General features: G+C 68.0%; 23 protein-coding genes. 11 read left to right on the forward strand and 12 right to left on the reverse strand.

Translation table 11 applies throughout. The annotated features are described in order from the left end of the window. Positions 1-55: 55 nt before the first annotated feature. From OV287_RS34555 to OV287_RS34575, 5 genes are read left to right on the forward strand one after another with little or no spacing between them, the layout of a single operon-like run. A complete protein-coding gene (locus OV287_RS34555; protein ID WP_267538303.1) occupies positions 56-1,267 on the forward strand; it encodes an ABC transporter permease in 1,212 nt (403 codons plus the stop codon). A gap of 25 nt (positions 1,268-1,292) precedes the next feature. Then, positions 1,293-2,510, forward strand: a complete 1,218-nt coding sequence (locus OV287_RS34560; RefSeq protein ID WP_267538304.1) for an ABC transporter permease — start codon at positions 1,293-1,295, stop codon at positions 2,508-2,510. Between the two features lie 34 nt (positions 2,511-2,544). Further along, entirely contained in the window at positions 2,545-3,273 is a 729-nt protein-coding gene (locus OV287_RS34565) for an outer membrane lipoprotein-sorting protein (protein ID WP_267538305.1), read from the forward strand. A 34-nt stretch (positions 3,274-3,307) separates the two neighbouring features. Further along, positions 3,308-4,849, forward strand: a complete 1,542-nt coding sequence (locus OV287_RS34570) for a hypothetical protein (protein WP_267538306.1) — start codon at positions 3,308-3,310, stop codon at positions 4,847-4,849. A 26-nt stretch (positions 4,850-4,875) separates the two neighbouring features. Continuing rightward, entirely contained in the window at positions 4,876-5,592 is a 717-nt protein-coding gene (locus OV287_RS34575; RefSeq protein WP_267538307.1) for an ABC transporter ATP-binding protein, read from the forward strand. Between the two features lie 247 nt (positions 5,593-5,839). On the opposite strand, the gene OV287_RS34580 is transcribed toward OV287_RS34575, so the two are convergent. The 3 genes from OV287_RS34580 to OV287_RS34590 form a co-directional block, all read right to left on the reverse strand. Then, the gene (locus OV287_RS34580; RefSeq protein WP_267538308.1) at positions 5,840-7,033 is read right to left on the reverse strand and encodes an LLM class flavin-dependent oxidoreductase; all 1,194 of its coding nucleotides are present in this window, start codon (positions 7,031-7,033) and stop codon (positions 5,840-5,842) included. Positions 7,034-7,145: 112 nt separating this feature from the next. After that, the gene (locus tag OV287_RS34585; protein WP_267538309.1) at positions 7,146-7,973 is read right to left on the reverse strand and encodes an ion transporter; all 828 of its coding nucleotides are present in this window, start codon (positions 7,971-7,973) and stop codon (positions 7,146-7,148) included. A 45-nt stretch (positions 7,974-8,018) separates the two neighbouring features. Then, complete coding sequence (locus OV287_RS34590) at positions 8,019-9,533, reverse strand: alkaline phosphatase D family protein (RefSeq protein ID WP_267538310.1); 1,515 nt, start codon at positions 9,531-9,533, stop codon at positions 8,019-8,021. Between the two features lie 158 nt (positions 9,534-9,691). Between OV287_RS34590 and OV287_RS34595 the strand changes: the two genes are divergently transcribed. The 4 genes from OV287_RS34595 to OV287_RS34605 all read left to right on the forward strand — a co-directional run bounded on the left by OV287_RS34595 (position 9,692) and on the right by OV287_RS34605 (position 13,260). Continuing rightward, the gene (locus tag OV287_RS34595) at positions 9,692-9,886 is read left to right on the forward strand and encodes a hypothetical protein (protein WP_267538311.1); all 195 of its coding nucleotides are present in this window, start codon (positions 9,692-9,694) and stop codon (positions 9,884-9,886) included. Between the two features lie 660 nt (positions 9,887-10,546). Beyond that, positions 10,547-11,014, forward strand: coding sequence for an HNH endonuclease (locus OV287_RS56520; protein WP_373371924.1), 468 nt, complete (start codon positions 10,547-10,549; stop codon positions 11,012-11,014). A 20-nt stretch (positions 11,015-11,034) separates the two neighbouring features. Then, positions 11,035-11,457, forward strand: a complete 423-nt coding sequence (locus OV287_RS34600; protein ID WP_267538312.1) for a hypothetical protein — start codon at positions 11,035-11,037, stop codon at positions 11,455-11,457. Between the two features lie 204 nt (positions 11,458-11,661). Then, positions 11,662-13,260, forward strand: coding sequence for an ABC-F family ATP-binding cassette domain-containing protein (locus tag OV287_RS34605; protein WP_267538313.1), 1,599 nt, complete (start codon positions 11,662-11,664; stop codon positions 13,258-13,260). Positions 13,261-13,304: 44 nt separating this feature from the next. Here the strand turns inward: OV287_RS34605 and OV287_RS34610 are convergent, their stop codons facing one another. The 7 genes from OV287_RS34610 to wecB form a co-directional block, all read right to left on the reverse strand. Continuing rightward, positions 13,305-14,342, reverse strand: coding sequence for a YihY/virulence factor BrkB family protein (locus OV287_RS34610; RefSeq protein ID WP_267538314.1), 1,038 nt, complete (start codon positions 14,340-14,342; stop codon positions 13,305-13,307). A gap of 183 nt (positions 14,343-14,525) precedes the next feature. Further along, the gene (gene rfbC, locus OV287_RS34615) at positions 14,526-15,077 is read right to left on the reverse strand and encodes a dTDP-4-dehydrorhamnose 3,5-epimerase (RefSeq protein WP_267538315.1); all 552 of its coding nucleotides are present in this window, start codon (positions 15,075-15,077) and stop codon (positions 14,526-14,528) included. After that, positions 15,074-15,955 (reverse strand): glucose-1-phosphate thymidylyltransferase RfbA, encoded by an 882-nt coding sequence (gene rfbA / locus OV287_RS34620; RefSeq protein WP_267538316.1) that lies wholly within the window; start codon positions 15,953-15,955, stop codon positions 15,074-15,076. Before rfbA ends, rfbC begins: the two co-directional genes overlap by 4 nt. Positions 15,956-16,052: 97 nt before the next feature. After that, positions 16,053-16,952: an SDR family oxidoreductase gene (locus OV287_RS34625; RefSeq protein ID WP_267538317.1), complete on the reverse strand. Its 900-nt coding sequence runs from the start codon at positions 16,950-16,952 to the stop codon at positions 16,053-16,055. 11 nt (positions 16,953-16,963) lie between these two features. Beyond that, positions 16,964-17,983: a dTDP-glucose 4,6-dehydratase gene (rfbB, locus tag OV287_RS34630; protein WP_267538318.1), complete on the reverse strand. Its 1,020-nt coding sequence runs from the start codon at positions 17,981-17,983 to the stop codon at positions 16,964-16,966. 93 nt (positions 17,984-18,076) lie between these two features. Beyond that, positions 18,077-19,276, reverse strand: a complete 1,200-nt coding sequence (locus OV287_RS34635) for a glycosyltransferase family protein (RefSeq protein ID WP_267538319.1) — start codon at positions 19,274-19,276, stop codon at positions 18,077-18,079. Beyond that, complete coding sequence (gene wecB / locus OV287_RS34640; protein ID WP_267538320.1) at positions 19,273-20,406, reverse strand: non-hydrolyzing UDP-N-acetylglucosamine 2-epimerase; 1,134 nt, start codon at positions 20,404-20,406, stop codon at positions 19,273-19,275. The genes OV287_RS34635 and wecB overlap by 4 nt, the downstream gene beginning before the upstream one ends. Before the next feature lie 177 nt (positions 20,407-20,583). Here wecB and OV287_RS34645 point away from each other — a divergent pair, with 177 nt between their 5' ends. Together OV287_RS34645 and OV287_RS34650 are read left to right on the forward strand one after the other, a co-directional pair. Next, complete coding sequence (locus OV287_RS34645; protein WP_267538321.1) at positions 20,584-20,886, forward strand: hypothetical protein; 303 nt, start codon at positions 20,584-20,586, stop codon at positions 20,884-20,886. Continuing rightward, a complete protein-coding gene (locus OV287_RS34650; protein WP_267538322.1) occupies positions 20,879-21,721 on the forward strand; it encodes a glycosyltransferase family 2 protein in 843 nt (280 codons plus the stop codon). Before OV287_RS34645 ends, OV287_RS34650 begins: the two co-directional genes overlap by 8 nt. Here OV287_RS34650 and OV287_RS34655 read toward each other — a convergent pair. Together OV287_RS34655 and OV287_RS34660 are read right to left on the reverse strand one after the other, a co-directional pair. After that, positions 21,718-22,812: a glycosyltransferase family 2 protein gene (locus tag OV287_RS34655; protein WP_267538323.1), complete on the reverse strand. Its 1,095-nt coding sequence runs from the start codon at positions 22,810-22,812 to the stop codon at positions 21,718-21,720. The genes OV287_RS34650 and OV287_RS34655 overlap by 4 nt on opposite strands. Positions 22,813-22,841: 29 nt before the next feature. After that, on the reverse strand, positions 22,842-24,035 hold the full coding sequence (locus OV287_RS34660; RefSeq protein ID WP_267538324.1) for a glycosyltransferase family protein: 1,194 nt from the start codon (positions 24,033-24,035) through the stop codon (positions 22,842-22,844). Between the last annotated feature and the right edge of the window lie 3 nt (positions 24,036-24,038).

A 24,038-nucleotide genomic window follows, 5' to 3' on the forward strand; every position in this document is an offset into this window, starting at 1 on the left:
CATGGGGTCGCCCAGGTCGCCAGCGATGGTGCGCTGGCCAGCCTTGGAGCACTCGATGTGGCCCCTCTTCCGCATTGCCCTTCGCAACGTTGCCCGTAACCGACGCCGTACCCTCATCACCCTCGCGGCCGTCCTGGTGGGAGTGGGGGCGGCCGTGCTCACCCGCGCCATGATGAACGGGCTGCAACGGGCCATGGTGACGAGCATCACCGCCAGCGCCACCGGAGCCCTGCAGGTGCACCGGGCGGGATACCTGGACAACGTCCTCTCCACCCCGCTGACGATGGACTTCGCCATCGACGAGGCCTTCCTCGCGAAGGTGCGCGCCGTCGAGGGCGTCAAGGCGGTGTCCCCGCGCATCCAGTTCGCCGGCTCCCTCGGCGCCAACGACGAGAGCCTCTTCCTCGCCGCCACCGCCATGGACCCCACCGCCGAGAGCGCGGTGTGCCCCAGCCGCGCGAGCACTTTCGTGCCGGGCTCTCGCTTCGACTCCCCCGACGGCATCCTGCTCGCCGAGACGGTCGCCAGCACGCTCGGCACACAACAGGGCGGCGAGGCGGTGTTCCTCGCCCCGGATCGCGACGGCACCCTCAACGGCGAGCTGGTGCACGTCACCGGCGCCACCCGCTCGGTCATGCCCGACGAGCCGAAGACGGCCGTGGTTCCGCTGGCGCTCGCCCAGCGTCTGCTGCGCATGGAGGGGCGCGCCACCGAGCTCGCCGTGGCGGTGCACCGGCTGGAGGAGGCGCCGCAGGTGGCCGCCCGCCTGCGCGAGGCGCTCGGCCCCGACTACGAGGTCCACACCTGGGACGACATCCTCGTCCAGGTGAAGGAGGGCCAGGCGCGCAACGACGCCTCCATGGGCCTCATCGCCGCCGTCTTCCTGGTGCTGATGCTGCTCGGTGTGGCCAACACCATGTTGATGAGCGCGCTCGAGCGCACGCGCGAAATCGGCACCATGATGGCGGTGGGCCTCCGGCGCGGGAAGGTGATGAGTCTCTTCGTCGCGGAGGCGGTGGTCCTGGGCGCGACGGGGGGCACGCTGGGCGCGTTGCTCGGCGCCGGCCTCAGCGCGTGGCTGAACCACCGCGGCATCATCTTCACCGCCCCCACGATCAGCGTCCCCTTCGACATCCGCCCCTACGTGGACGTGGGGTACCTGGTGCGCATCGTCCTGCTCGCCACTGCCGGCGCGGCCGTCTTCTCCCTCTACCCCGCCTGGCGCGCCAGCCGCCTGCGTCCCGTCCAGGCGCTCGCCGGCCGCTGACCCACCCCTCCCCTTGGAGACCCTCATGACTCCGCTCCTGATGCTCGCCGTGCGCAACGTGGCCCGCAGCAAGGCCCGAAGCGCCCTCACCACCGGCGCCGTCACCTTCGGCATCCTGATGACGCTGCTGATCGGCGCCTTCATCCACGGCACGCAGCGCTACCTCATCGACGACACGGTGAAGGCCTCCGTGGGAGCCCTGCAGGTGCACCGCAAGGGCTACTTCGAGCAGCGCGACCGCCAGCCGCTCAAGCTGGACCTCGAGGAGGGGGGCGCCCTGGAGGACGCCATGCGCCGCGTCCCCGGCGTGGCGGCCGTCACCCCGCGGCTCGTCTTCTCCGGCCTGGTGAGCAACGGCAGCTCCGCCACCATCTTCATGGCCCAGGGCATCGACCCGGAGCGCGAGAAGCAGGTGCTGCCGTGGGCCACCCAGCAGGTGCGCGGCACCCGCCTTTCCGCCAACACCCCCCGCAGCGCCCTGATGGGCGGCGAACTGGCCACGGCCCTCGGCGCCGAGCCGGGCGCCACCCTCACCCTGCAGGCCACCACGAAAGGGGGGAAGGAGAACGTCCTGGATGTGGACGTGGCCGGCACGCTGTCGGGCAGCGTGCTCGCCCTGAGCAAGCGCGTCCTCTACGTGCCCCTCCCCTTCGCACAGGAGCTGCTGCGCATGCGGGGCCGCGCCACCGAGTACGTGGTGGCCGTGGAGGAGGGCGCGGACGTGGACCAGGTGGCCGTTGGCCTGCGTGCGGCGCTCGGTGCGGACTACGAGGTGCGCACCTGGCGCGAGCTGCAACCCGCCGTGGGCGAGTCCATCCGCATCCAGCGCACCATCCTGCTGTTCATCGGCACGCTCTTCCTCATCATCGCCATCTTCGGAATGGCCAACACGCTGCTGATGAGCGTGCTGGAGCGCACCCGCGAGATTGGAACCATGATGGCGGTGGGCGTGCGGCGGGGAAGGATCGCCGTCCTCTTCGTCCTGGAGGCCGTGGTGCAGGCGCTGCTCGGCGCCGTGCTCGGCGTGGGGGGCGCCTACGGTCTGGTGGCTCTCGCGGTGGCGAAGGGCGGACTCACCATCGCAGTCGACAAGACGCAGTCCTTCACGCTGCTCCCCGAGGTGGCCGGCTATCAGGTGGCCATCGCGGTGGTGGCCGCCACCGTGGGCGCCAGCCTCGCCGCCGTCTCGCCCGCCCTGCGCGCCGCGCGCCTTCGCCCCGTGGAGGCCCTGCGCGGAGCGTGACGTTCCCCTCCCCCGTTTCCCGAGGAGCAAGACCATGAAGACCCAGTTGAAACTGCTGTCCCTGCTCGTCCTGCTGCCCCTGGCCGCCAGCGCGACCACCCCGAGCGCCGAGGAGCTCCTCCAGAAGTACGACGCCATCATGGGACCCCTCAACTTCGAGGCCACCATGACGATGGTGGCCCACCGCGATGACGGCTCCACCCGCGCCTACAAGATGCGAATGCTCAAGGCCGGTGACAACAAGGCCCGCGTCTGGTTCCAGGAGCCGGCCGCCGCGCGTGGGCAGGAGATTCTGAGCCAGGGCGACAACGCCTGGCTGTACATGCCCAACCTCAAGCGCTCGGTGCGCATGGCCAACCGCGACTCCTTCCAGGGCGGTGACTTCAACAACGCCGACGTCCTGCGCACCAACTACGCCCGCGACTACTCCGCCCAGGTGGTGGAGGACCCGTCCATGCCGGAAGCGTACCTGCTCGAGCTCAAGGCGAAGACGGAGGACGCCGGCTACGACCGCATCAAGCTGTGGGTGGCGAAGAAGGATACCATGCCCCTCAAGGGCGAGTTCTACACCGCGAGCGGCAAGATGCTGCGCGCCGCCGAGTTCCTCGAGGTGAAGAGCTTCGACGGCTCCAGGCGCCCCTCGCGCGTGGTGATGAAGAACATGATCGCCATCAAGCGCTTCAGCGAGTTGACCGTCGACGCCTTCGACGCGCGCGTGCAGCCCGCCGCCGGCCGCTTCGTCCTCGACGACCTCGGCCGCTGACCCCTCTCCCCGCCCGCTCTCCCGGAGTCCCGTCATGAACGCGCTGCTCACCTTGCTGCTGCTGGCCGCCGTCCCCCAGGAGGCGGAGCCCCCCGTGGCCGAGGAGCCCGATGTGGAGGAACAGGCCGCCCCGGTGGAGGAGCCGGAGACGAAGCTCGAAGCCACCACCACGGGCTACCTGGACACGCGCTTCACCGGGTCGCACGTGTCCCCCGCGGGACTGGTGCCCGCCACCGGCGTGCCCGCGCTGACCAATCTCAGCGAGGGAAACCTGCAGGTGAAGCTGCGCCATGGCCCGCGGCTGTCGGCTGGAGCGGACCTCTCCCTCTTCTGGCAGGCGGCGGGCTTCTTCCGGGGCGTGGACACGCGGGGCGTGGAGGTGGGGCTGATCGAGCAGGACGTGCCGCTGTACCGGCCCTCCGCCGTGGTGAGCGAGCTGTTCGCCGCCTGGGAGGCCACGCCCCACCTGAACCTCACCCTGGGCAAGAAGCGCGTGGTGTGGGGCAGCGGCATGGCCATCAACCCCACGGACCTGCTCAACCCGCCCAAGGACCCCACCGACCCGGCCGGACAGCGCGCGGGCGCGTGGCTCGCGCGGGCGGAGCTGCCCTTCGAGCACTTCTCCGTGTCCCTGGTGGGCGCGGCGAAGGTGCTGCGCCAGTACGCGGGCCTGCCCACCGCGCTGCTCGTCTACCCGGGCTACCCCACCTCCGAGGCGGTGGAGAACCCGGCGCTGGACGACCGCGACGACGAGGCGCACTGGGCCGCGGCCGCGCGCCTCTACGCCCTGGTGGCGGACACGGACGTCACGCTCACCTACCACTTCACCCACCTCTACAACGATGCCTTCCGGGAGAAGAGCCGGGTGGGCCTGTCCCTCTCGCGCGTCTTCGGCGCCACCGAGGTGCATCTAGAGGCACTGGCACAGACGGGCTCCTCCCGGCTCTACGCGGCCCCTGCCTGTACGGAGAGCCCCGAGGCCCTCCTCGGGTGCTCGATGTCCGGCACCCCGCCCCTGTCCCGCACGCACCTGGACGACCGCGGCGTGCGCGCCAAGGTGCTGGTGGGAGCCCGCTACCTCTTCGAGGACAACTCCATGCTGTCCGCCGAGTACTACTTCAACGGCGAGGGCTACAGCTCCCGCGAGTTCGCCGACTACGTGGGGCTGCTGGGCCAGGGACGGCGGCTGTTGTCGCAGCTCACGCCCGAGCAGGCGGAGGTGCTCACCGCCCGCCTCAGCCCCACGGGCGCCGCCACGGACCCCGGCTCGCCGCAGAAGTTCACCTTCGAGCCGCTGCGCCGCCATTACCTCTTCCTGCAATACAGCAAGCCCCAGGTGGCGGACGACTTCGTCCTCGGCGCCTCGGCGGTGGTGAACCTCGGAGACCTCTCCGGCCAGCTCATCCCCCAGGTGTCCTGGAGCGCGCGCGAGTGGCTCACCCTCTCCGCCTCCGCCTTCATCCCCCTGCCCGGCGTGGAGTCCCTCGCCGCCAAGGTGGCCGGCGAGCCCATCACCGAGGGCAGCCTCTCCGCATCCGACTGGCGGGCCCTGCTGAACGCCCGTCTCTTCTTCTGATCCGCATTCCCCCAAAGGAGCCAACCATGGCCCTCATCCAGCTGAAAAACATCCACAAGGCGTACGAACTGGGCAAGACCACCGTCACCGCGCTGCGAGGCGTGGACCTCGAGGTGCAGGGCGGCGAGTTCACCGTGGTGATGGGCCCCTCCGGCTCAGGCAAGACGACGCTGCTCAACATCATCGGCCTGCTCGACCGCGCCTCCTCCGGCTCCTACCGGCTGGAGGGCGAGGAGGTGGGGGACCGCGACTTCAACGACCTGGCCGAGCTCCGCAACCGGAAGATCGGCTTCATCTTCCAGTCCTTCAACCTCATCCCCGTGCTGAACGTGCTGGAGAACATCGAGTTCCCCTGCCTCATCGCCGGCGAGTCGAAGCGGACACTGCGCGAGCGTGCCGAGCGCGTGGCCGCGGACGTGGGGCTCTCGCAGTTCCTGCACCACCGCCCGGACGAGCTGTCCGGCGGCCAGCGGCAGCGCGTGGCCATCGCGCGGGCGCTCGTCACCCAGCCGCAGCTCGTGCTCGCCGACGAGCCCACGGCGAACCTGGACTCCGCCACCAGCGAGCAGATCCTGGACCTGATGGAGGAGCTCAACCGCACCCGCCACGTCACCTTCCTCTTCTCCACGCATGACCCGCGGGTGATGCGCCGCGCCCGCCGGGTGGTGCGGATTGCCGACGGGGTTCTGGTCGACGGCACCGCCGAGGCCCGGCACGAGACGCGGATGCTGGAGATGGCCTGACTCCAGCTGCGCTAAGCCTCTTCAGGGAAGTCTGCGAAGGTGTGCTCCCGGCAACCTGCGCTGGCAACGCGACCATTTCCCCTCTCCCTTCGGGAGAGGGACGGGGTGAGGGTAGCGGGTGAACTCGGGTTGAACCCCTTGCCCGCACTGAGGGTCACGGGTTGAAGCACCGGCTCGGATACCCTCACCCTGACCCTCTCCCGAGGGGAGAGGGAACATTACCCTTCGGCTACTTCCCTGAAGGGGATTAGGGCGCCTTCGGCGAGCTGAACTCCGGGATCAGCTCGCCCGTGAGGCGGAGGCTCTTCATGACCTTCTCGTGCGACAGGGGGGCCACCTGGTGGAAGGACATGAGGGCGTCGATGCCCAGCGCCTCGTAGCGCTTGAGTCTCTTGCGCACCTGGTCCTTCGTGCCGACGATCAGGGACTCCTGCTCGCTCAGCACGTCCCAGACTTCCTGGTCCGAGACGTCCTCGCCCTGCATGATCCGGCCGATGACCCGTTGCGCCCGGGAGTGCGGTGCGTTCGGGTCCTTCTTCCGCAGATACTGGCCCGTCAGCCCGCCGCCGGCCGGGTCCTTCGCCAGCGCCTCGAGCTCGGCGGCCGTCTTGATGAACGCATCCTTCGCCTCGAAGAACGTGAAGGAGCCGTTGGTGTACCGGGCCGCCGCCTTCGCCGCGCCGTTCTCCATCGCCTCCTGCTCGCTGTCCGCGCAGTGGACGAAGGTGAAGAAGGCAACCTGGTTGTTCACGTACTCGCCGACCGGCTTGCAGTGCTTGCGGATGGCCTCACGGTAGATGTGGATCATCTCCGCCACCTCATCCAGGGAGGCCCACAGCGTCACGCCGAGCGCCCCCACGCCATTGCGCCCCGCCTGCTCGAACGAGGCCGGACTGGAGCACGCCTGCCAGAGCGGCGGGTGCGGCTTGCGGTAGGGCTTCGGGACGATGTTGGCGTTCTTGATCTGGAAGTCGCGGCTCTCCCAGGAGAACGACTCCTGGGTCCACATCTTCGGGATCATCTCGAAGGCCTCCTGCATCTGCCCCCGGGTGGAGTCGGGGTTGATGTTGAAGGTCCGCCACTCGGGCAGGGTGCTCCGGGCGAGGCCGAGCTGGAAGCGGCCCCCACTCAGGTGGTCGATGAAGGCCGCGCGCTCGGCGATGCGGATGGGGTGGTTGAATCGCGCGGGAGCCAGCACGGACGAGTGACCGACGTGCAGGTTCTTCGTGCGCATGGCGATCGCCGTCAGCATGCACTCGGGCGCCGAGCTGTAGCTGAACTCCCCCGCCCCGTGGTGCTCGACCTGCCACCACACGCCATACCCCATCTCGTCGGCCAGCTTGGCCTGCTCCAGGGTCTCCTGAAACAGGCGGTGCTCATGGTTCGCCTCGCCCCACCGCTCTTTCGGATGCTGCATTTCCGAGAAGACATCGAGTCTCATGTTCGTTCCTGTCTGCTGACCTACGTGGCCCCACTGGAGCTTCCGCGCACCAGGATTCCACACGTGCCCACCGTCCGGTACACCCTCATTGCCGCGAGAAAGCGGCGCTGGATCAGAGGCGGGTACCGCAGAACTTGCAGTGCACCGCGTCCACGTCATGGCCCTCGGCGCCACAACCGGGGCAGGCCTCGGGGTTGATGCCCTGCCGGGTGGCCGCCGCGAGCTCCACCGACACGATGCCTGTGGGGACCGCGATGACCCCGTAGCCCAGGATCATCAACGCCGATGCGATGAACTGCCCGGGCACCGTCTTGGGGGTGATGTCGCCAAAGCCCACCGTCGTCATGGTGACGATGGCCCAGTACATCCCGCGCGGGATGCTATCGAAGCCGTTCGCCTCGCCCTCCACCAGGTACATCACCGAGCCCATGATGACGACCGTGCTCAGCACCGCGAGGAGGAAGACGGTGATCTTCTGCCGGCTCGCGCGCAGGGCGGTGAGGAGCACCTCGGCCTGCCCGAGGAAGCTCACCAGCTTGAGCACGCGGAAGATGCGCAACAGGCGCAGTATCCGGACCACCAGCAGCGACTGCGCGCCGGGCAGCATCAAGCTCACGTAGCTGGGCAGGATAGCGAGCAGATCCACCAGCCCGTAGAAGCTCCGCGCATAGAGCCAGGGGCGGCTCACGGAGAACAACCGCAGCATGTACTCCACGGTGAAGAGAACGGTGAAGACCCACTCAGCAACGCGGATGACCTGCCCGTACTGCGCACGGATGGGAGCCACGCTCTCCAACATCACCGCAAGGACGCTCAGGAGGATGGCCCACAGCAGCGCCACGTCGAACGCCTTCCCCGCCGGGGTCTCCGCCTCGAAGATGATCTCGTGGAGCCTGGCACGAATTCCCGGGGGAGGACTCTGCTCAGAGGGGTGCGTCACTCACCCAGTGTAGACGACACGAGGCCCTCAACGAGGCGCTTCAGGTCAAAGCGCCAGCAGCGTCTGTTCGATGGGACGCTCCAGGCCCTCGGCGTAGTAGCGCACACGCAGGTTCCCGTCCGGCTCCCAACCGTCCGTCCCGCTCGGGCCGAGGTCCAGCACGGCGAAGTTCCTCCGGAAGAGCAGGCGCCCGTCCAGATTGCCTGGCAGTTCCAGCAGCCTCCCGCTGAAGAGGTCCTGGTACATGTCCACCGAATCCGAGCCGATGCCGAGCTCCACCACCTTGCGGATGAGGCCCGTTGGAGGCTCGGAGCCGATGCCGCTGGAGACCACCTGGGTGATCTCCGGCTTGTCGGAGTCGTTGCGCTTGTGGAAGGGCATCCGGGAGCGCAGCCGGGCCGTCGTCCCCACGTGCACGTCCCCGCCCACCAACGTCACCTCCGTCCCCGGCGAGCGCTTGCGGAAGTCGAAGAGCCGGTTGAGCAGCTTGCGCAGCTCCTCGGCGTTGTTGGGCTCCATCCACGAGTCCCGCACGTCCCCCAAGAATGAGGTGAGCCCGAGCTTCTCCAGAATCTTGCTGGCCGCCGCCACCTTCGCATGCAGCGGAGGCACTCCCGTGACGACGAAGAGCCGCTTGAGCCCCGCTCCCCGCTGGGACTCCAGCCACGCATCGGTCTCGGCCCACTGCTCGCGGCCGATGATCGTCTGCTCCTTCCAGTTGCGATGCGAGCGCCCGTCGAGCACCAGCAACCCAAGGCCGTTGCTCGCCCACCCGAAGCCGAACGAGTTGCTGAAGCCCGGTGGGTTCAGGCGTGCCTGGAACTCCTGGAAGGAAATCCGCGCGGCCTCGAAGAAGGCGCGGTCCGCCGGACTCACTTCGTCGTGCGAGCCCCACCCGTCGAAGATGTCGTGATCGTCCCACATCATCAGCGAGGGCACCGAGCCAAGCACCGCGGCGATCTCCGGTCGCTGCCACGTCTCGCAATACAGGGCGCGGAAGGACTCGCGCAGCCGCTGCATCAGCTCCTCGTTCTGAGGCGTCAGGCAGTCGTCCAGGTCACTGCGTTGCCACACCTCGCGGATGTGGTCCGCGTAGATCTGATCTCCCAGGTGGATCAGCACATCCACCTCCCCCGCCGCGACGACCTCCGCCAGCCGCTTCCACATGGCATAGCGCCGGGAGGGCTCGCTCACCGTGTGGCTGCCATTACAGCTCACCAGGCCAATGCGCAGGGGCTGGCCGGGCGGAGGCAACAGCCGGAAGCGGGAGAGGCCTCCAGCACACGAAAGCTCCTGGAGCGAGGGCAGCCCCTCCTCCGAGGCCGAGACAGCCACCGCGTACTCGACCATGGAGGACGCGACGAGCCCCTCCAGCTCGAACGAGCCATGCAGGAAGGAGGAGCCCTCGGGCCGGCACAGCCGCAGGGTCCGCTCCTGCAAAGCCCCCTCCCCCGAGCGGAACGCGAGCCGGGCATAGGTGAGGCCATTCTTCGCGGTGATGGCGATGCGGGCCGTGGTGCTGGTGCAGCAACCCACGGTGGTGATGAGCGGCCTCGACATGCCTCCATCATTCCACGAGCCGGGACTCGCGCGCACGGTGCCCACCGGGCGGCCAGACGGGCGCGTTCCGAGCGCGGAGCCGCACTCATCCAGACACGAGCCGGACGCGTAACCCCTGCGAATGAAACGCGGTCAGAAGGGATACGCACATGAGGACGATGAAGAAGAACCAAGCGACCCGGCGCGATGTGATGGAGGCACTTTCGCGGCTCCCCGAGCTCACCGAGGGCCAAGCCCGGGCGGTGACCGGCGGCGCGTCCAACATCTATTACGACGTCTCGACGGGAACCTACATCGTGCGCCCAGCGGGCAGCGTCTACGTCGGCCCCGGGCTCCTCGTGGGCAACACTTGAGTGAGGTCTTGTGACAGCGCTCTGACGCCGCCCTCAGGCGCACCTCAATGAAACATGATTGTCAGACCTTCCCTGTAATTCAGGAATGACGTCCTCAAGTTCCCGTAGCACCCAGGGAAGGGGTACAGAATGTCGCCGCGTTCCGGCAGTCGGCTGCTCCAGGTCATCCTGGGCCCGCGTCCAGGTCCTCATCACGTCGGGACATGGGTGCTGGTACTGGCCGCGTTGATACTACCTGTTGGGTGCGCCTCACAGGGGTCCATGCGGCCACCTCCGGGGGGCCTGCTCTCCAACTACGGATACCGCCCGCTCACCCCCTCGTTTCTGGAAGAAAGGCAAGCCAGGGATGTATCGCGGCAAGCCGGAGAGGCAGCGGGTGAACGGGCATTGGCAAACCCCTCCACCGGCTTCGCGTCAGTGCAGGAGGGGACCACGAGGCTCGCGGCCCATCAGGGGCCTGGCCCCGCGGAGGTCCATGGGTCCAAGCCCGTGTCGCGGCCGAGCCCTCCACCGCCAGCCATGGATGCGCCGGGAGACCCGTCCGCGCGTCCACGCATCGCGCCGAATACCCGGCCGGGGGTCCCCATCCAATCGCCTCCGCCGGGCAACCCGGCCATCCAATCGCCACCGGCGAGGATGCCCCAGCCGATCGCACTCCCCATGCCCTTCTGGGCCCGGGTCGCCGCGCTCGTCCTGCTCCCGGGGACGGCCCACGCACCCGGCCCTGGCCCGGACTGTGAGAGGGCCCGTTCGCACAGGAACGAGCACCTGGCGGGCCAGCGGCATCCGGTGACGGGGGTTCTCTTCAATGAAGACGGCTACCCCATTTTCGAATCCATCATAGACATCATCCTCCCCGAGGAGCTCTGCGGTCCCGAGGTGAGCGACGCCCGCCAGTTCGCAGAGGCCTCACGTCAGCTCCGGGAGAGACTCGAACGGAGGCGGAAGTTGGAATCCAGCTTCTCTCCCGAGCAACTCGAGGCCATCAAGAACGGTTGGCCACGCATTCCGGGGTTGACCTGGCATCACCACGAGGATGGCATGACCCTTCAACTCGTCGACCGCGACACTCATGCCAGAACAGGCCATTCTGGAGGCCGGGAAGCTTCCGGTGGACGCCCCAAATAGAATCGTGGAGACGAAGAAGCATGCGTTGCACCATCTACAGCCCGGTCGTTGACCATCAGGCCATCCATTCCATGCGAGATGTCCTTCCCGGGTGGTTGCTGCACTGGGAAGGCGAACCCGAGCGATGGAGTTCCGCAATCTTCACGAGTACCCAGGGAACGCTTACGTTCAATTCTCTGGAGTACACCGGACCGATGGATCCATTCAGCAAGCTCATCCTCGGTACCAGCAGCCACTTCTGGAAACGTAAGGATCTTCCCGAGTCTGTCATGGAGGACTTGCTGGATTTCGTAGCGGACACCAAATGGCTGGTCGGCGTCGTGGGAACCTCGGAGGTTCTCGCCGATGAGGTCTTCCTGAAAGCGGCCTTCGAGTTGGCTCGCCGCCTGAACGGAAGGGTCTTCAACGGCACGGACCTCATCTCCCCCGAGCCACGCGTCTAACTCCCCCTCCCGGCCCACCTGGCAGGCCTCCAGGCGCCCGCCCGGTATCCCACACGGCCCCCTGTCCGAACTCCGGATTCCGCCCCTAGCGGCATAGAAATCCTCCCCTCCGGGGTTACAAGGGGTCCTCACCGGCAGTACCGGCGAAATCCCCGTGTCGCGCGCCTTCCGGCCGCCTACCCCTTCCGCTAGAAAGCGCCCCCCATGTTCACCATCATCAACGTCTCCAAGGCCTACGGGCCCAAGAAGCTCTTCGAGGAGGTCAACGTCGCCTTCTCGCCCGGTCGCCGCTACGGCCTCACCGGCCCCAACGGGGCGGGCAAGTCCACGTTCATGAAGATCCTCGCTGGAGACGAGGAGGCGGACATGGGGACCATCTCCCGCCCCAAGAAGCTGGGCATCCTCCGCCAGGACCACTTCCGCTACGAGAATGACCGTGTCCTCGACGTCGTCCTCATGGGCAACAAGGCCCTCTGGGACGTCATGAAGGAGAAGGACACCATCCTCGCGAAGTCCGACATCAACGAGGAGGACGGCAACCGGCTGGGCGAGCTGGAAATGGTCATCGCCGAGGAGGACGGCTACAGCGCCGAGTCCGAGGCGGCCGCGCTGCTCGAGGGCCTCGGCATCCCGACGGAGTCCCACGAGGGCCCCATGAAGCAGCTCACCGGCGGCCTCAAGCTGCGCGTGCTGCTCGCCCAGGCGCTCTTCGGCAAGCCCCAGGGGCTGCTGCTCGACGAGCCCACCAACAACCTGGACATCGATTCCATCCGGTGGCTGGAGACGTTCCTCCTGGCCTTCGAGGGCGTGCTCATCACCATCAGCCACGACCGGCACTTCCTCAACTCCATCTGCACGCACATCGCGGACATCGATTACGAGGCCATCATCCAGTACACCGGTGGCTACGATGACATGGTGAGGCAGAAGGCCCAGCTGCGCAGCCGGGTCGAGTCCGAGGTCTCCGAGAAGAAGAAGAAGATCCTCCAGCTGCAGGACTTCGTGGCCCGCTTCCACGCCGGTACGCGCGCTTCCCAGGTGCAGAGCCGCATCAAGCAGATCGACAAGCTGAAGACGGACGATCTCAAGCGCTCGAACATCGCGCGGCCCTTCATCCGCTTCGACGTGAAGCAGGTCAGCGGCAAGCAGACGCTGCAGTTCGAGGGCATCACCAAGAGCTACGACGGCCAGAAGGTCATCCGGCCCTTCAGCGGCCTGGTGTGCAAGGGCGAGAAGATCTGCGTCATCGGCCGCAACGGCGTGGGCAAGTCCACCCTGGTGAAGATGCTCGCCGGGCAGATCGAGGCGGACGCGGGGAAGATCACCTGGGGCCACCAGGCGAGCATGGGTTACCTGCCGCAGGACCACCACGGCACCATCCGCAAGGGCACCACGGCCTTCGAGTGGCTGCGCGACATCAACACCAAGCTCACCAACGAGGAGATCTCCGGTGTGCTCGGCCGCATGCTCTTCTCGGGCGATGAGCGGATGAAGCCCACGGACACCCTGTCCGGTGGTGAGACGGTGCGCCTGCTGCTGTGCAAGCTGATGCTCAACCAGGACAACGTGCTGGTGTTCGACGAGCCCACCAACCACCTGGACCTGGAGTCCATCAGCGCGCTGGCCGAGGGTCTTCAGAAGTACGAGGGCACCGCCATCGTCGTGACGCACGACCAGGAGCTCATCTCCGAGGTGGCCACCCGCATCTGGAGCCTGGAGGAGGGCAAGCCGGTCAACGACTTCAACGGCACCTTCGCCGAGTTCCTCGAGAAGAACCCCTACCACGCCGCCCAGCGTCGCTAAGCCAGTGCGCCCTCTCCCAAAGGGAGAGGGGACATCCACGGTCCTTACCGGTTGCCGCGGCGCAAGAGGAACAACCCCAGCCCGAAGCCCGTGGCCCAGGTGGTCGCCGCCCCCAGCGGCGTCATCCGGGCCGGCGCAGGCCTCGGCGGAGGCGTGGGACGCAGGCGCTCCTCGAGCTCCTTCTGCTCCTGCTCCCGCTTCTCTCCCTTGGTCATGGCGGGGCCACCCTGGCCCGGCCGCTTCTGCCCCGGGGACTTACCCTCGGGCGACTTGTGCTCGAGGATGGCGTTGACCTCCGCGCCCAGCAGGATGACCTGCGAGGAGATCCACATCCACAACAGCATCACGATGACACCGCCGAGCGCGCCGTAGTTCGCGTCGTACTTGCCGAAGTTGCGCACGTACACCGAGAAGCCCCAGGACGCGACCAGCCAGATGATGACGCCCACCACCGAGCCGGGCGTGATGAACTTGAAGCGCTGCTTCACGTCCGGCAGCAGGTAGTAGATGAGCGCCCAGACCAGCATCATCAGCAGACCGGCGAAGGGCAGGCGCAGCCACATGACGACAGTTCCGAGCGGCTCGCCCAGGAACTTCGCAACGGCCGGCGTGGCCACCATGGCCAGCGAGGCGAGGATGGAGAGCACCGCGCCCCCGAGCGTCACCAGGATGGCGGTGCCACGCACCTTCCAGAAGGGCCGGGACTCCTCCACGTCATAGACGGTGTTGAGCGCTTCCATCATCGCCACCACCCCACCCGAGGCGGCCCACACCGCGCCCAACGCACCGATCGTCAGCAGGCCCACGTTGTTGCCCGCCGCCAGGTCTCGCAGACGATCGCCGATGATCTGCGTCACTGCCTCCGGCGCCACCCGGCCCAGCTCCTGGATGAGCACCTGAGCCTGAGCGGGATCAATGATGAGGCTCGCGAGCGCCACGAGGAACAGCAGGAACGGGAACAGCGCCAGCACGCCGAAGAACGTCACCGCACCGGCCACGTTGCCGATCTTGTCGTTCTTGTACTCGTTCTTCAGCTCGGTGAAGAACTCCTTCCAACTCATTCCCTTGCCCGGGAGAACCATCGCGCCTCCTCCAAGGTAACGAGCCAAGGATGCGCATTCCACCCGCCTGCCCCACCCTGTTCTCCCATTCACGGAGAGGGGTGGCTGCTCGCCCGCCTCCTCCTGGAGCGTCCAGGGCAGCGGTTCTCTGGGAAGACCCTCACCCCCACCCTCTCCCAGAGGGAGAGGGAGTTGGCGGAGGGCTCAGCCCTCGTAGATGGGCAGTACCGGCGCGTCCTTGAGACGGGGCGCGGCAGCATCCTTGGGCGACAGCAGCGGCGACGTCACCGGCCAGGGGATGCCCAGGTCCGGGTCGTTCCAGGCAATGCCGCGCTCGGAGGCGGGCGTGTAGAAGTCCGTGCACTTGTAGTGGAAGTCCGCGCTCTCGGAGAGGACGCAGAAGCCGTGCGCGAAGCCCGCCGGCACCCAGAGCTGGCGACGGTTGTCCGCGCTCAGCTCCACCCCCACCCACTTGCCGAAGGTGGGCGAGCCGCGGCGGATGTCCACCGCCACGTCGTAGACGGCCCCCACCACCACCTGCACCAGCTTCCCCTGCGCATGGGGCTCCTGGAAGTGCAGCCCGCGGAGAATCCCCTTCGCCGAGCGCGAGAAGTTGTCCTGCACGAAGGGCCCGGAGATGCCGACCTCCGCGTAGCGCTTCGCATGGAACATCTCCATGAAGAAGCCGCGATCGTCGCCGAAGCGCTTGGGCTCGAGAATGAGGACGCCGGGAAGCTCCGTCTTCAGAACGCTCACGTCCGGGCCCCCTTGTTCTCGATGAGATCCAGCAGATAGCGCCCGTATTCGTTCTTGCGCATGGGGTGCGCCAGCTCCGCCACCTGGGCCGCGGTGATGTAGCCCATGCGGTAGGCGATCTCCTCGGGGCACGCCACCTTGAGGCCCTGGCGGTGCTCGATGATCTGGATGAAGTTGGAGGCCTCCATCAGCGACTCGTGGGTGCCGGTGTCCAGCCACGCGTAGCCGCGGCCCATCAGCTCCACCTGGAGCTGCTGCTGGCGCAGGTAGGCGATGTTGACGTCGGTGATCTCCAGCTCGCCGCGCTTGGAGGGCTTGAGGTTCTTCGCGATGTCCAGCACCTGGTTGTCGTAGAAGTACAGGCCCGTCACCGCGTAGTTGGACTTGGGCGCCGTCGGCTTCTCCTCGAGGCTCAGCGCCTGGCTCTTTGCGTCCAGCTCCACCACGCCGTAGCGCTCCGGATCCTTCACGTAGTAGCCGAACACGGTAGCGCCCGACTCGCGCACTGCCGCCCGCTTCACCAGGTCGCTCAGGCCGTGGCCGTAGAAGATGTTGTCGCCGAGGATGAGCGACACCCGGTCATTGCCCACGAACTCGCGGCCGATGATGAAGGCCTGGGCGAGTCCGTCCGGGCTGGGCTGCACCGCGTACCGGAAGTTCACGCCCCACTGCGAGCCGCTGCCGAGCAGCTCCTCGAAGCGCGGCAGGTCCGTAGGCGTGGAGATGATCAGGATGTCCCGGATGCCCGCCAGCATCAGCGTGGTGACCGGGTAGTAGATCATCGGCTTGTCATAGACGGGCAGCAGCTGCTTGCTGACCACGCGCGTGAGCGGATACAGCCGCGTGCCGGAGCCACCGGCGAGAACGATTCCCTTCATGACTTTCCTCGCAGGGTCCGCTGGACGCGGGATGCTCCGGCCTTCGGACAGACTGAGATAGATCTCCTCGGGCTATATCCGGCCCGATGGAATGGGTTCAAGCAACGCGCCCGGCCTTCCATGCGGCGTGAAAGCGGGACAGGGACTCGGCCAGCGGCAGGGGCTGCGAGCGGAGCTGCGAGCGCACCTTGTCCACCACGAGGCCGCTGCGTAGCGGGCGGGGGCTGGCGAGCTTCATGTCCGCCAGGCGGGTAGGCGTAATGAGGCTCGAGTCGAAGCCAAACACCTCGCAGAGCGCGCGGCCGAAGTCGACGCGGGACACCACGTCCGCGCCACAGGTGTTCCAGATGCCGCCCAGCTTCCGCTCGCCCAGCTCCACCAACATGGCGGCCACGCTGTCGGCGAAGCTCGAGGAGACGAACTGGTCCTCGAAGAGCCGGACCTGCTGCCCCTTCTCCAGCGCGCCCACCAGCCAGGCGCCGAAGTTGGGACGCCCCGCCGCCGGCCAGCCGTACACCACGGCGGTGCGCGCGATGGCGCAGCCGGGGACGAAGGTGCGCGCCGCCTGCTCGCCCATGTGCTTGGTGAGCGCGTAGACGCCCCGCGGATTGGGAAGCGCCTGCTCGTCGTAAGGCCCGTGCTCACCGTCGAAGACGTAGTCGGTGGAGACGTGCACCAGGTGCGCTCCCAGCTTGCGCGCGCCCCGGGCCACCGCCGCCACCGCGGTGACATTGGCCGCGAACGCCTGCTCCGGCTCGCGCTCGCATGCATCCACCTCTGTCATGGAGGCCGGATGGATGATGACCTCGGGAGCCGCGGCTTCGACGGCGGCGGCGACGTCCTGCTCACGCGTCAGGTCGCACTCCACATAGCGATAGCTCCCTGCCGTGCGGCGCGGCCCGCGGGCCAGCCCCACCACCTCGTGCCCGCCCTGCTCGAGCAGCGTGCACACCCGGCTGCCCACCAGCCCATTGGAACCCGTAACGAGGAAGCGCATGGGAAACCCTCTCAGCCGTTGAGGCGCGTGCGGTACTGCGTCTCGAAGTACTGCCGGTAGGCGCCGCTCATCACCCGCTCCCACCAGGCCGCGTTGTCCACGTACCAGCGCACCGTCTCCTGCAGGCCCTGCTCGAAGGTGTGCGCCGGCGTCCAGCCCAGCTCCGTGCGAATCTTCGTCGGGTCGATGGCGTAGCGCCGGTCATGCCCCGGGCGATCCTTCACGTACTTGATGAGGGACTCGGGCTTGCCCACCAGGCCGAGGATCGCCTTGACGATCTCGATGTTCTTGCGCTCGGAGTTGCCGCCGATGTTGTAGACCTCACCGGCGCGCCCCTTCTCCAGCGCCGTCAGCAGCGCCGAGCAGTGGTCCTCCACGTGGAGCCAATCGCGCACATTGGCGCCGTCGCCGTAGACGGGCAGCGGCTTGTCGTGCAGGGCGTTGACCACCATGAGGGGGATGAGCTTCTCGGGGAACTGGTAGCGGCCGTAGTTGTTGGAGCAGCGCGTCACCACCACGTCCAGGCCGAAGGTGTGGTGCCAGGCCAGCGCCAGCAGGTCCGCGCTCGTCTTGGACGCCGAGTAGGGGCTGGAGGGCTGCAGCGGCGAGGTCTCGGTGAAGTAGCCGGTGGGGCCGAGCGAGCCGTACACCTCGTCGGTGGAGACCATCAGGAAGCGCTTCACGCCGCGCGTGCGGCTGGCCTCCAGGAGCTGCTGGGTGCCCAGCACGTTGGCCTGGATGAAGGCCTCGGGGCCGAGGATGGAGCGGTCCACGTGGCTCTCGGCCGCCAGGTGCATGACGGCGTCAATGCGATGCACGGCCATCAGGTGCTCGATGAGCTCCCGGTTGGCCACGTCTCCGCGCACGAAGATGTGCTTGGGATCGCCCTCGAGCTCCTTGAGGTTCTCCAGGTTGCCCGCGTACGTGAGCTTGTCGAGGTTGACGAGCGTCCAGTCCGGGCGCACGCGCCGCAGGTACTTGACGAGATTGGAGCCGATGAAGCCGCAGCCGCCGGTAACGAGGACGTTCACGTCGCACCCAGAGAAAAGAAGGACCGACGGGTGCGTACCGGAGGGGGCCTCAGGCCGTCAAGGACAGCGCACGGACCGCAGCCCGCCCCCCTCTCAGGGCAGGAGCCGCCGCAGCAGGGGCAGTGGGACGTGCCGGGTGCGCTCCCGGCTCGGGCTCATCCGTCGAGCGAACAGGGCGGCGAACGCCAACTCCTCCTCCACCGAGACACCCGAGCGAGCCTCGGTGCGCAGGGCGAGCTCCACCGCCTCGGCGAACCGCTCAACACCCGTGTCGGCCTGCCGCCGCAGCGTCTCCAACACCTGGAGGTTGTGCTCGGCCAGCTCGCGCCACTCGGCCCAGGTGGGCAGCCGGCCCTCGAGGAAGGCCTCGAGTGTCACGTAACGGTAACCCATGGTCGCGAAGTCCCCGATGTGGGGACTCAGGACGATGGGCACCACACCGTGGGCCAGGTACTCCTGGAGCTTGGTAGGACAGGCCGCCCGGTTGACGAGGTTGTCGTCGCGCAGCACGAAGCCGAGATGCGCCTGGGCGTACGCCTCGGGCATGCGCTCGGGAGGCAGCGAGCGGATGGACACCCGCGTCTCCAGCCGCTTGCGCGCCACGCGCTCCTGCATCCCCGCGACGTCCGGCGTCAGCAGCTCCACCGGAAGGGCGAGTCGGCTCCGGGAGATGGCATCCAACATCAAGTCGATGTTCTGCCAGGCGTGCGTCCCGCCCGAATAGAGGATGCGCAGGGAGGGGCCCGTCCTCTCGTCGAGCGCCGGCCGCCCCGAGGGGGGCGCGAGCACCGGCAGCGTGAAGAGCGACGGCGTCAGCTCCGCGTACCGGGTGCGGAAGTGGTCCGCCATCGCGTCACTGACCGCGATGTGCCGGAAGCCGTGGCGCATGACGGCCCGTTCCACGCTCGAGAAGTGCGCGGCCTCTTCATGGGCGCCGATGAAGGCGTGCTCCTCGGGCACCACGCCGTGCAGATCCGTGATGACCGGCCGGGTGCGGTAGAGCGGGAGGACGTGCTGCGCCCAGTGCAGGGAGTGGACGACGAGGCAGCGCGCCTCCTTCATCAGCCCGTTCAGCAGCTCCACGTCTCCGGCGTCGAACCAGTTGAGCTGCACGCTCCGCACGCGCGGAGCCACGCGCTTCAACACCGCCCGGGTGTCGCGAAACGGCTCGTGCACCAACGTGACGTAGGTGCGCTCGTGCGACTCGAGCAGCCGGTCCACTGCAGCGATTCGCTGCACCATCCCGTCCCGGCTGTTCGTGGAGTCCGGGTACTGACCAACGACGAGGATCATCCGAGTGCCGCGTCCACGTGCCGGACAATGGCGCTCGAGCTCGTCCCGTCCCCGTAGGGGTTCTTCGCCTGAGCCATGCGGCGGTAGACGTCCTCATCCGTGAGGAGCTGGGAGACGCCCTCGACGATGCCGGCCTCCGTCGTGCCCACGAGCCGGGCACACCCGGCATCGATGCCCTCGGGACGCTCGGTCACCTCGCGCATGACGAGCACTGGCTTGCCCAGCGACGGCGCCTCCTCCTGGATGCCGCCCGAGTCCGTCAGCACCAGGTGGCTCTGGCTCATCAGCCACACCAGCTTCGGGTACTCCACGGGCTCCAGCAGGTGGACGCGCTCCACGCCGCGCAGGATCTCTCCCACCGGCCCACGCACGTTGGGGTTGAGGTGCACCGGGTAGACGAGCTCCACGTCCGGGTAGCGCTCCACCAGCGAGCGCAACGCGCGGCAGATGGCCTCGAAGGGCTTGCCGAAGCTCTCCCGCCGGTGGCCGGTAACGAGGATCATCCGCCGCCCGGGGCGCACGAAGGGGAACTCCGCCGCGAAGGAGCTCGCGTGCTTGCCGCGCACCCGCTCCAGGCTCATCAGCAGCGCGTCGATGACCGTGTTGCCCACCTGGAAGACGTTCTCGTGGATGCCCTCGCGCGCGAGGTTCTCAGCCGCCGCCCGCGTCGGGGCGAAGTGCAGCTGCGCCACCTTCGAGATGAGCGCGCGGTTCACCTCTTCGGGAAAGGGCGAGTACCTCTCGTGGGTGCGCAACCCGGCCTCGATGTGGGCGACGGGAATCTTCTCGTAGAAGGAGGCCAAGGCCCCGGCGAAGGCGGTGGTGGTGTCGCCCTGGACGAACACCATGTCCGGGCGATCCTTCGTGAGGATGGGCGCCAGTCCGGTGAGCGCCCCGGCCGTCACCTCGAAGAGCGTCTGGCCGGGCTTCATCAGCTCCAGGTCGTAGTCCGGCCGGAGCTCGAAGAAGTCGAGCGTCTGCTGCAACATCTGCCGGTGCTGACCCGTCACGCACAGCTTCACCGCGTAGCGCTCCGGGTGGCGCGCGAAGGCCTGGATGACGGGCGCCACCTTGATGCCCTCGGGCCGGGTGCCGCAGATGAAGAGGAGTTTCTTTGGTGTAGAGCCCATGATGCCTTGCCGTGGGAGAACCGCCGCCCCGCTCCCGAGGGAAACCGGAGGGGAAATGCGCGGGGGGATTGTGGCGCCCGGCGGGAGGTTTTTCACCCTCCCCGTAGCCTCCCGCCTGGAGTCCAGTCAAGCCTCCCCTTGCTGCGCGATGTGCGCGCTCATGGTAGAGGCTCGGCCATGACGCCTCCCCAGTGCGCCCAGTGCGCGGAAACCCAGGCCCGGTTGGAAGCAGCCCTGCGGGAGCGGGACGAGGCCCTACTCCAGCTCGCGCGCGCGAACGAGGAGCTCAACCGCCGCCACCTCGCCGAGAAGTGGGCCCAGGAGGAGAGCATCCCCCACTACCCGCTCGAGGCCGGCACCGTCTGGCCCGTGCCGCTCCGCTACCGGGTCGCGGACGCGGTCAACTCCTGGGTGAAGAGCCATTCGCCCCGCGTCCAGCAGATGGCCCGCGCCTTGATGCGAAAGAGCTCCGATGAGTGAGCCCCGGCGCACGCGCACCGACGTCGTCATCCCCGTCTACGCCCACGTCGGCCTCACCCGGCGCTGCATCGAGTCCGTCCTCGAGCACTCCGGCCCCGAGCTGGGCCGCCTCGTGCTGGTCCACGACTGTGGTCCGGAGCCGGAGATGCTGCCGATGCTCCGCGCCTTCCGGCTCGCCGATCCCCGAATCATCGTGCTGGAGAACGAGCACAACCGGGGCTTCATCTCCAGCAGCAACCGGGGACTGTCGCTCGGCGCTGGCGATGCGGTGCTGCTCAACTCCGACACCCGCGTCACCCCCGGGTGGCTCTCCGGCCTGAGGGAGGTGGCCGAGGCCCATCCGCGGATCGCCGCCATCACGCCGCTGTCGAACAACGGCTTCCTCTGCTCCGTCCCGGTGTTGCAGCGCTCCTCCCCCACCTCGCTCTTCGAGCCCCTCGAGCTGGATCTCTCGGGGCTGCCCCTCTACACGCTGATGCCCACGGCCGTTGGGTTCTGCCTGTGGATGCGCGCAGAGGCGCGCCAGCGGCTCGGGCTGTTGGATCCCCGCTACGGGCGCGGCTACCACGAGGAGAATGACTGGTGCCAGCGCGCGCGCGGCGCCGGGTATCTCGTGGCCCGGGCCAACCGCGTCTTCGTCTATCACGAGGGAGAGGTCTCCTTCGGCGGCCAGAGGCGCGTGCTCGACGTCCTCAACCTGCGCCGCCTCGTGCGCCGTTACCCGAAGTACCTCGAGGAGACGGCGGCCTTCGAGGCGCGTCCGGAGGCGCACCAGGCCGCCCGATACGTGGCCGCCCAGCTCGCGCGCCGGAGCCCCCACTCCTCCATCGGCTAGATGGAGAGCCGATCAATCACCTGCCGCTCCACCTGGGTGCGCAGGCTCCGGTAGTGCCGCAACGGCTCGTTGAGCAGGTGCTCCACCCGGGCGTCGAGGGCCTGGTTCGCATTGCGCAGCTCCCAGCTCCAGACGATCGGGGCGTAGGCCAGCCGGCGCGCGGCCCGGATGAGATGGCTGCGGCGTCTGCCCGCGACCTGGCGGAGCGCCTCGGAGGTCGTCCACTCGTCGCCAAAGTGCTCGTCCAGCACCGAGAAGAGCTCCGCCAGTGCCTGCTGGCGCGGGTAGCCGTGCAGCGTCTCGACCTTGCCGATCCACGCGAAGCAGTGCCGCACCACGTAGCCCAGCAGCTCGGGGCGGCAGGCCTCGAACTGGCCCTTCGCCTTGTAGAAGTCGAGCATGTCGCGGAGCGCGGGCACCACGTTGAGGACGCGCTTGTCCGTCTGCCGGATGGATTGCGTGGGCCGGGTGACGTCGTAGTTGTAGAGCTCCTCGTTGACGTAGTGGATGCGCTCGGCCGCCAGGTACGTCTTGGGGGCGAAGTTGACGTCCGCGAAGATGATGCCCGGGAGGAAGCGCAGCCGGGGATCCTCGAAGAGCTTCCGCTTGTAGAGGCGCCCACAGGGCGTGGCCCAGTTCTGGAACAGCAGCGGCCAGTCCGCCTCGTCCAGCAGCTTCTCGCCTTGGAAGGAGAGCGGCTGGTGCGTGCTCGTGGACCCGCTGTGGATGTAGCGCAGGTTGCCGATGAGCAGGTCGGCCCGCACCGAGCACGCCTTCTCGTACATGAAGCGGGTGGTGTCCGGATCGAGGAAGTCATCTCCGTCCACGATCATCACGTACTCGCCCCGGGCCCGATCGATCCCATGGTTGCACGCGGAGCCATGCCCCCCGTTGACCTTGGTGAAGACGCGGATGAGGGACGGGTAGCGCTCGGCGAGCTCGCCAATGAGCAGGGGGCTGTCATCCGTGCTCCCGTCGTCCACCACCAGGATTTCGATGTCCTGAAGCGTCTGGTTCACCAGCGACTCCAGGCACCGCTCGACGTACAGCTCCAGGTTGTAGACGGGGACGACGATGCTGACCTTGGGCATGGGGCACTTCTCGCTGTTGTCGGGCGGGGCTAGGCGGCGAAGGGGCACGACGAGCCACCGGAGGGTTGCCGGCGGGCCAGCTCCACCGTGCGGCGGAGCGCCTCCTCCATCCGCGGCGCCAGGAGCGCGCCCTGGTAGCGGTGGTAGTGCGAATAGTCGGGGGAGATCTTCCCATCGACGTAGCGCTTGAGCACGTAGGCGATCCGGTCGACGCGGGCATCGGCCACCAGGTTGCCGCTCGCACGCAAGAACTCGGCGGTGGGGCCGCAGTCCATGGTGATGGCGGACATGGGCTTCTCCGCCCCCATGTAGTCGATGAGCCGGCCAGGCAGGAACGGGCTGGCTTCGAGCCCGTCCTCCCGAACCGAGAACAGGCCCTCGGAGAGCAGGAGCGCGTCCGCCTGGCGCATGCGGCGCAGCCCCTCCAGGTAGGGCAAGGGCTCCTCGAAGCGCACCTGGTTGCGGTTGCGCAGGTGCGCGAAGGCCTGGAGATCGCCCGGGGCCACCGGCTCCCCGAAGAAGACGAGCTCGAACCGGCCCTTGTACCGGGGGTACAGCTCGATGAGCCGGTCCACCGCCCGCAGCAGCGGCTCGGCGGTGCGCTTGACGGCATCCAACGGGCCGAAATGCATGAACGTGAACCGCTCGTTCCGCGCCCCCGGCTCCGCGGCATACATCGCGGTGTCATAGCCGGGAGGAATGATCACCGCCTCGTGGGCTCTCGTGGCGGTGCCCCCCGAGAACAGCAGGTGCTTCAGGTGCTCGTTGCCGAGGACGACGAGCTCGGCATGCCGCAGCGCCAGCCGCTCCGCCTCGAGCTCCTCCGGGGACGGAGGCTTCTGGCCGAGGTACTTCCGGTAGGGATCCCTCGCGAAGGACTCGCCGAAGCAGACGATCCACGGCAACCGGGGACGGGCCTTCTTGAGCTGCCAGGCCGCCGCGAGCGACGGGAAGTCGCCCGACGAGAGGAGGAAGTCATAGCTCTCGGGCGCCTTCTGGAACTCCTGGAGCACGGCCGCGCCGAAGTCGCCCGCCACCTCGACCCGGTCCAGCGCGGCCCGGGTCACATGGGGCAGCAGGCGCTCATCCCTCTCCCCGTGGGCTCCCTGGATGACCCGGAAGTCACACGGCAGCTCCTTGAGCCGCTTGAAGAGCGCGAGCGCCTCCGGCCCCTGGTGGGGAGCGAAGGACCACGACGACACCAGGCCACGCAGCCGCTCCATCCC

Origin of the sequence: Archangium lansingense, assembly GCF_026626635.1 — a bacterium.
GTDB lineage: Bacteria > Myxococcota > Myxococcia > Myxococcales > Myxococcaceae > Archangium > Archangium lansingense.

Bases quoted from the DNA above. Each gene is read 5' to 3' on its own strand.
- OV287_RS34555 (WP_267538303.1), top strand. From the start codon at position 56: ATGTGGCCCCTCTTCCGCATTGCCCTTCGCAACGTTGCCCGTAACCGA.
- OV287_RS34560 (WP_267538304.1), top strand. From the start codon at position 1,293: ATGACTCCGCTCCTGATGCTCGCCGTGCGCAACGTGGCCCGCAGCAAG.
- OV287_RS34565 (WP_267538305.1), top strand. From the start codon at position 2,545: ATGAAGACCCAGTTGAAACTGCTGTCCCTGCTCGTCCTGCTGCCCCTG.
- OV287_RS34570 (WP_267538306.1), top strand. From the start codon at position 3,308: ATGAACGCGCTGCTCACCTTGCTGCTGCTGGCCGCCGTCCCCCAGGAG.
- OV287_RS34575 (WP_267538307.1), top strand. From the start codon at position 4,876: ATGGCCCTCATCCAGCTGAAAAACATCCACAAGGCGTACGAACTGGGC.
- OV287_RS34580 (WP_267538308.1), bottom strand. From the start codon at position 7,033: ATGAGACTCGATGTCTTCTCGGAAATGCAGCATCCGAAAGAGCGGTGG.
- OV287_RS34590 (WP_267538310.1), bottom strand. From the start codon at position 9,533: ATGTCGAGGCCGCTCATCACCACCGTGGGTTGCTGCACCAGCACCACG.
- OV287_RS34595 (WP_267538311.1), top strand. From the start codon at position 9,692: ATGAAGAAGAACCAAGCGACCCGGCGCGATGTGATGGAGGCACTTTCG.
- OV287_RS56520 (WP_373371924.1), top strand. From the start codon at position 10,547: ATGCCCTTCTGGGCCCGGGTCGCCGCGCTCGTCCTGCTCCCGGGGACG.
- OV287_RS34600 (WP_267538312.1), top strand. From the start codon at position 11,035: ATGCGTTGCACCATCTACAGCCCGGTCGTTGACCATCAGGCCATCCAT.
- OV287_RS34605 (WP_267538313.1), top strand. From the start codon at position 11,662: ATGTTCACCATCATCAACGTCTCCAAGGCCTACGGGCCCAAGAAGCTC.
- OV287_RS34610 (WP_267538314.1), bottom strand. From the start codon at position 14,342: ATGGTTCTCCCGGGCAAGGGAATGAGTTGGAAGGAGTTCTTCACCGAG.
- rfbA (WP_267538316.1), bottom strand. From the start codon at position 15,955: ATGAAGGGAATCGTTCTCGCCGGTGGCTCCGGCACGCGGCTGTATCCG.
- OV287_RS34625 (WP_267538317.1), bottom strand. From the start codon at position 16,952: ATGCGCTTCCTCGTTACGGGTTCCAATGGGCTGGTGGGCAGCCGGGTG.
- OV287_RS34635 (WP_267538319.1), bottom strand. From the start codon at position 19,276: ATGATCCTCGTCGTTGGTCAGTACCCGGACTCCACGAACAGCCGGGAC.
- wecB (WP_267538320.1), bottom strand. From the start codon at position 20,406: ATGGGCTCTACACCAAAGAAACTCCTCTTCATCTGCGGCACCCGGCCC.
- OV287_RS34645 (WP_267538321.1), top strand. From the start codon at position 20,584: ATGACGCCTCCCCAGTGCGCCCAGTGCGCGGAAACCCAGGCCCGGTTG.
- OV287_RS34650 (WP_267538322.1), top strand. From the start codon at position 20,879: ATGAGTGAGCCCCGGCGCACGCGCACCGACGTCGTCATCCCCGTCTAC.
- OV287_RS34655 (WP_267538323.1), bottom strand. From the start codon at position 22,812: ATGCCCAAGGTCAGCATCGTCGTCCCCGTCTACAACCTGGAGCTGTAC.
- OV287_RS34660 (WP_267538324.1), bottom strand. From the start codon at position 24,035: ATGGAGCGGCTGCGTGGCCTGGTGTCGTCGTGGTCCTTCGCTCCCCAC.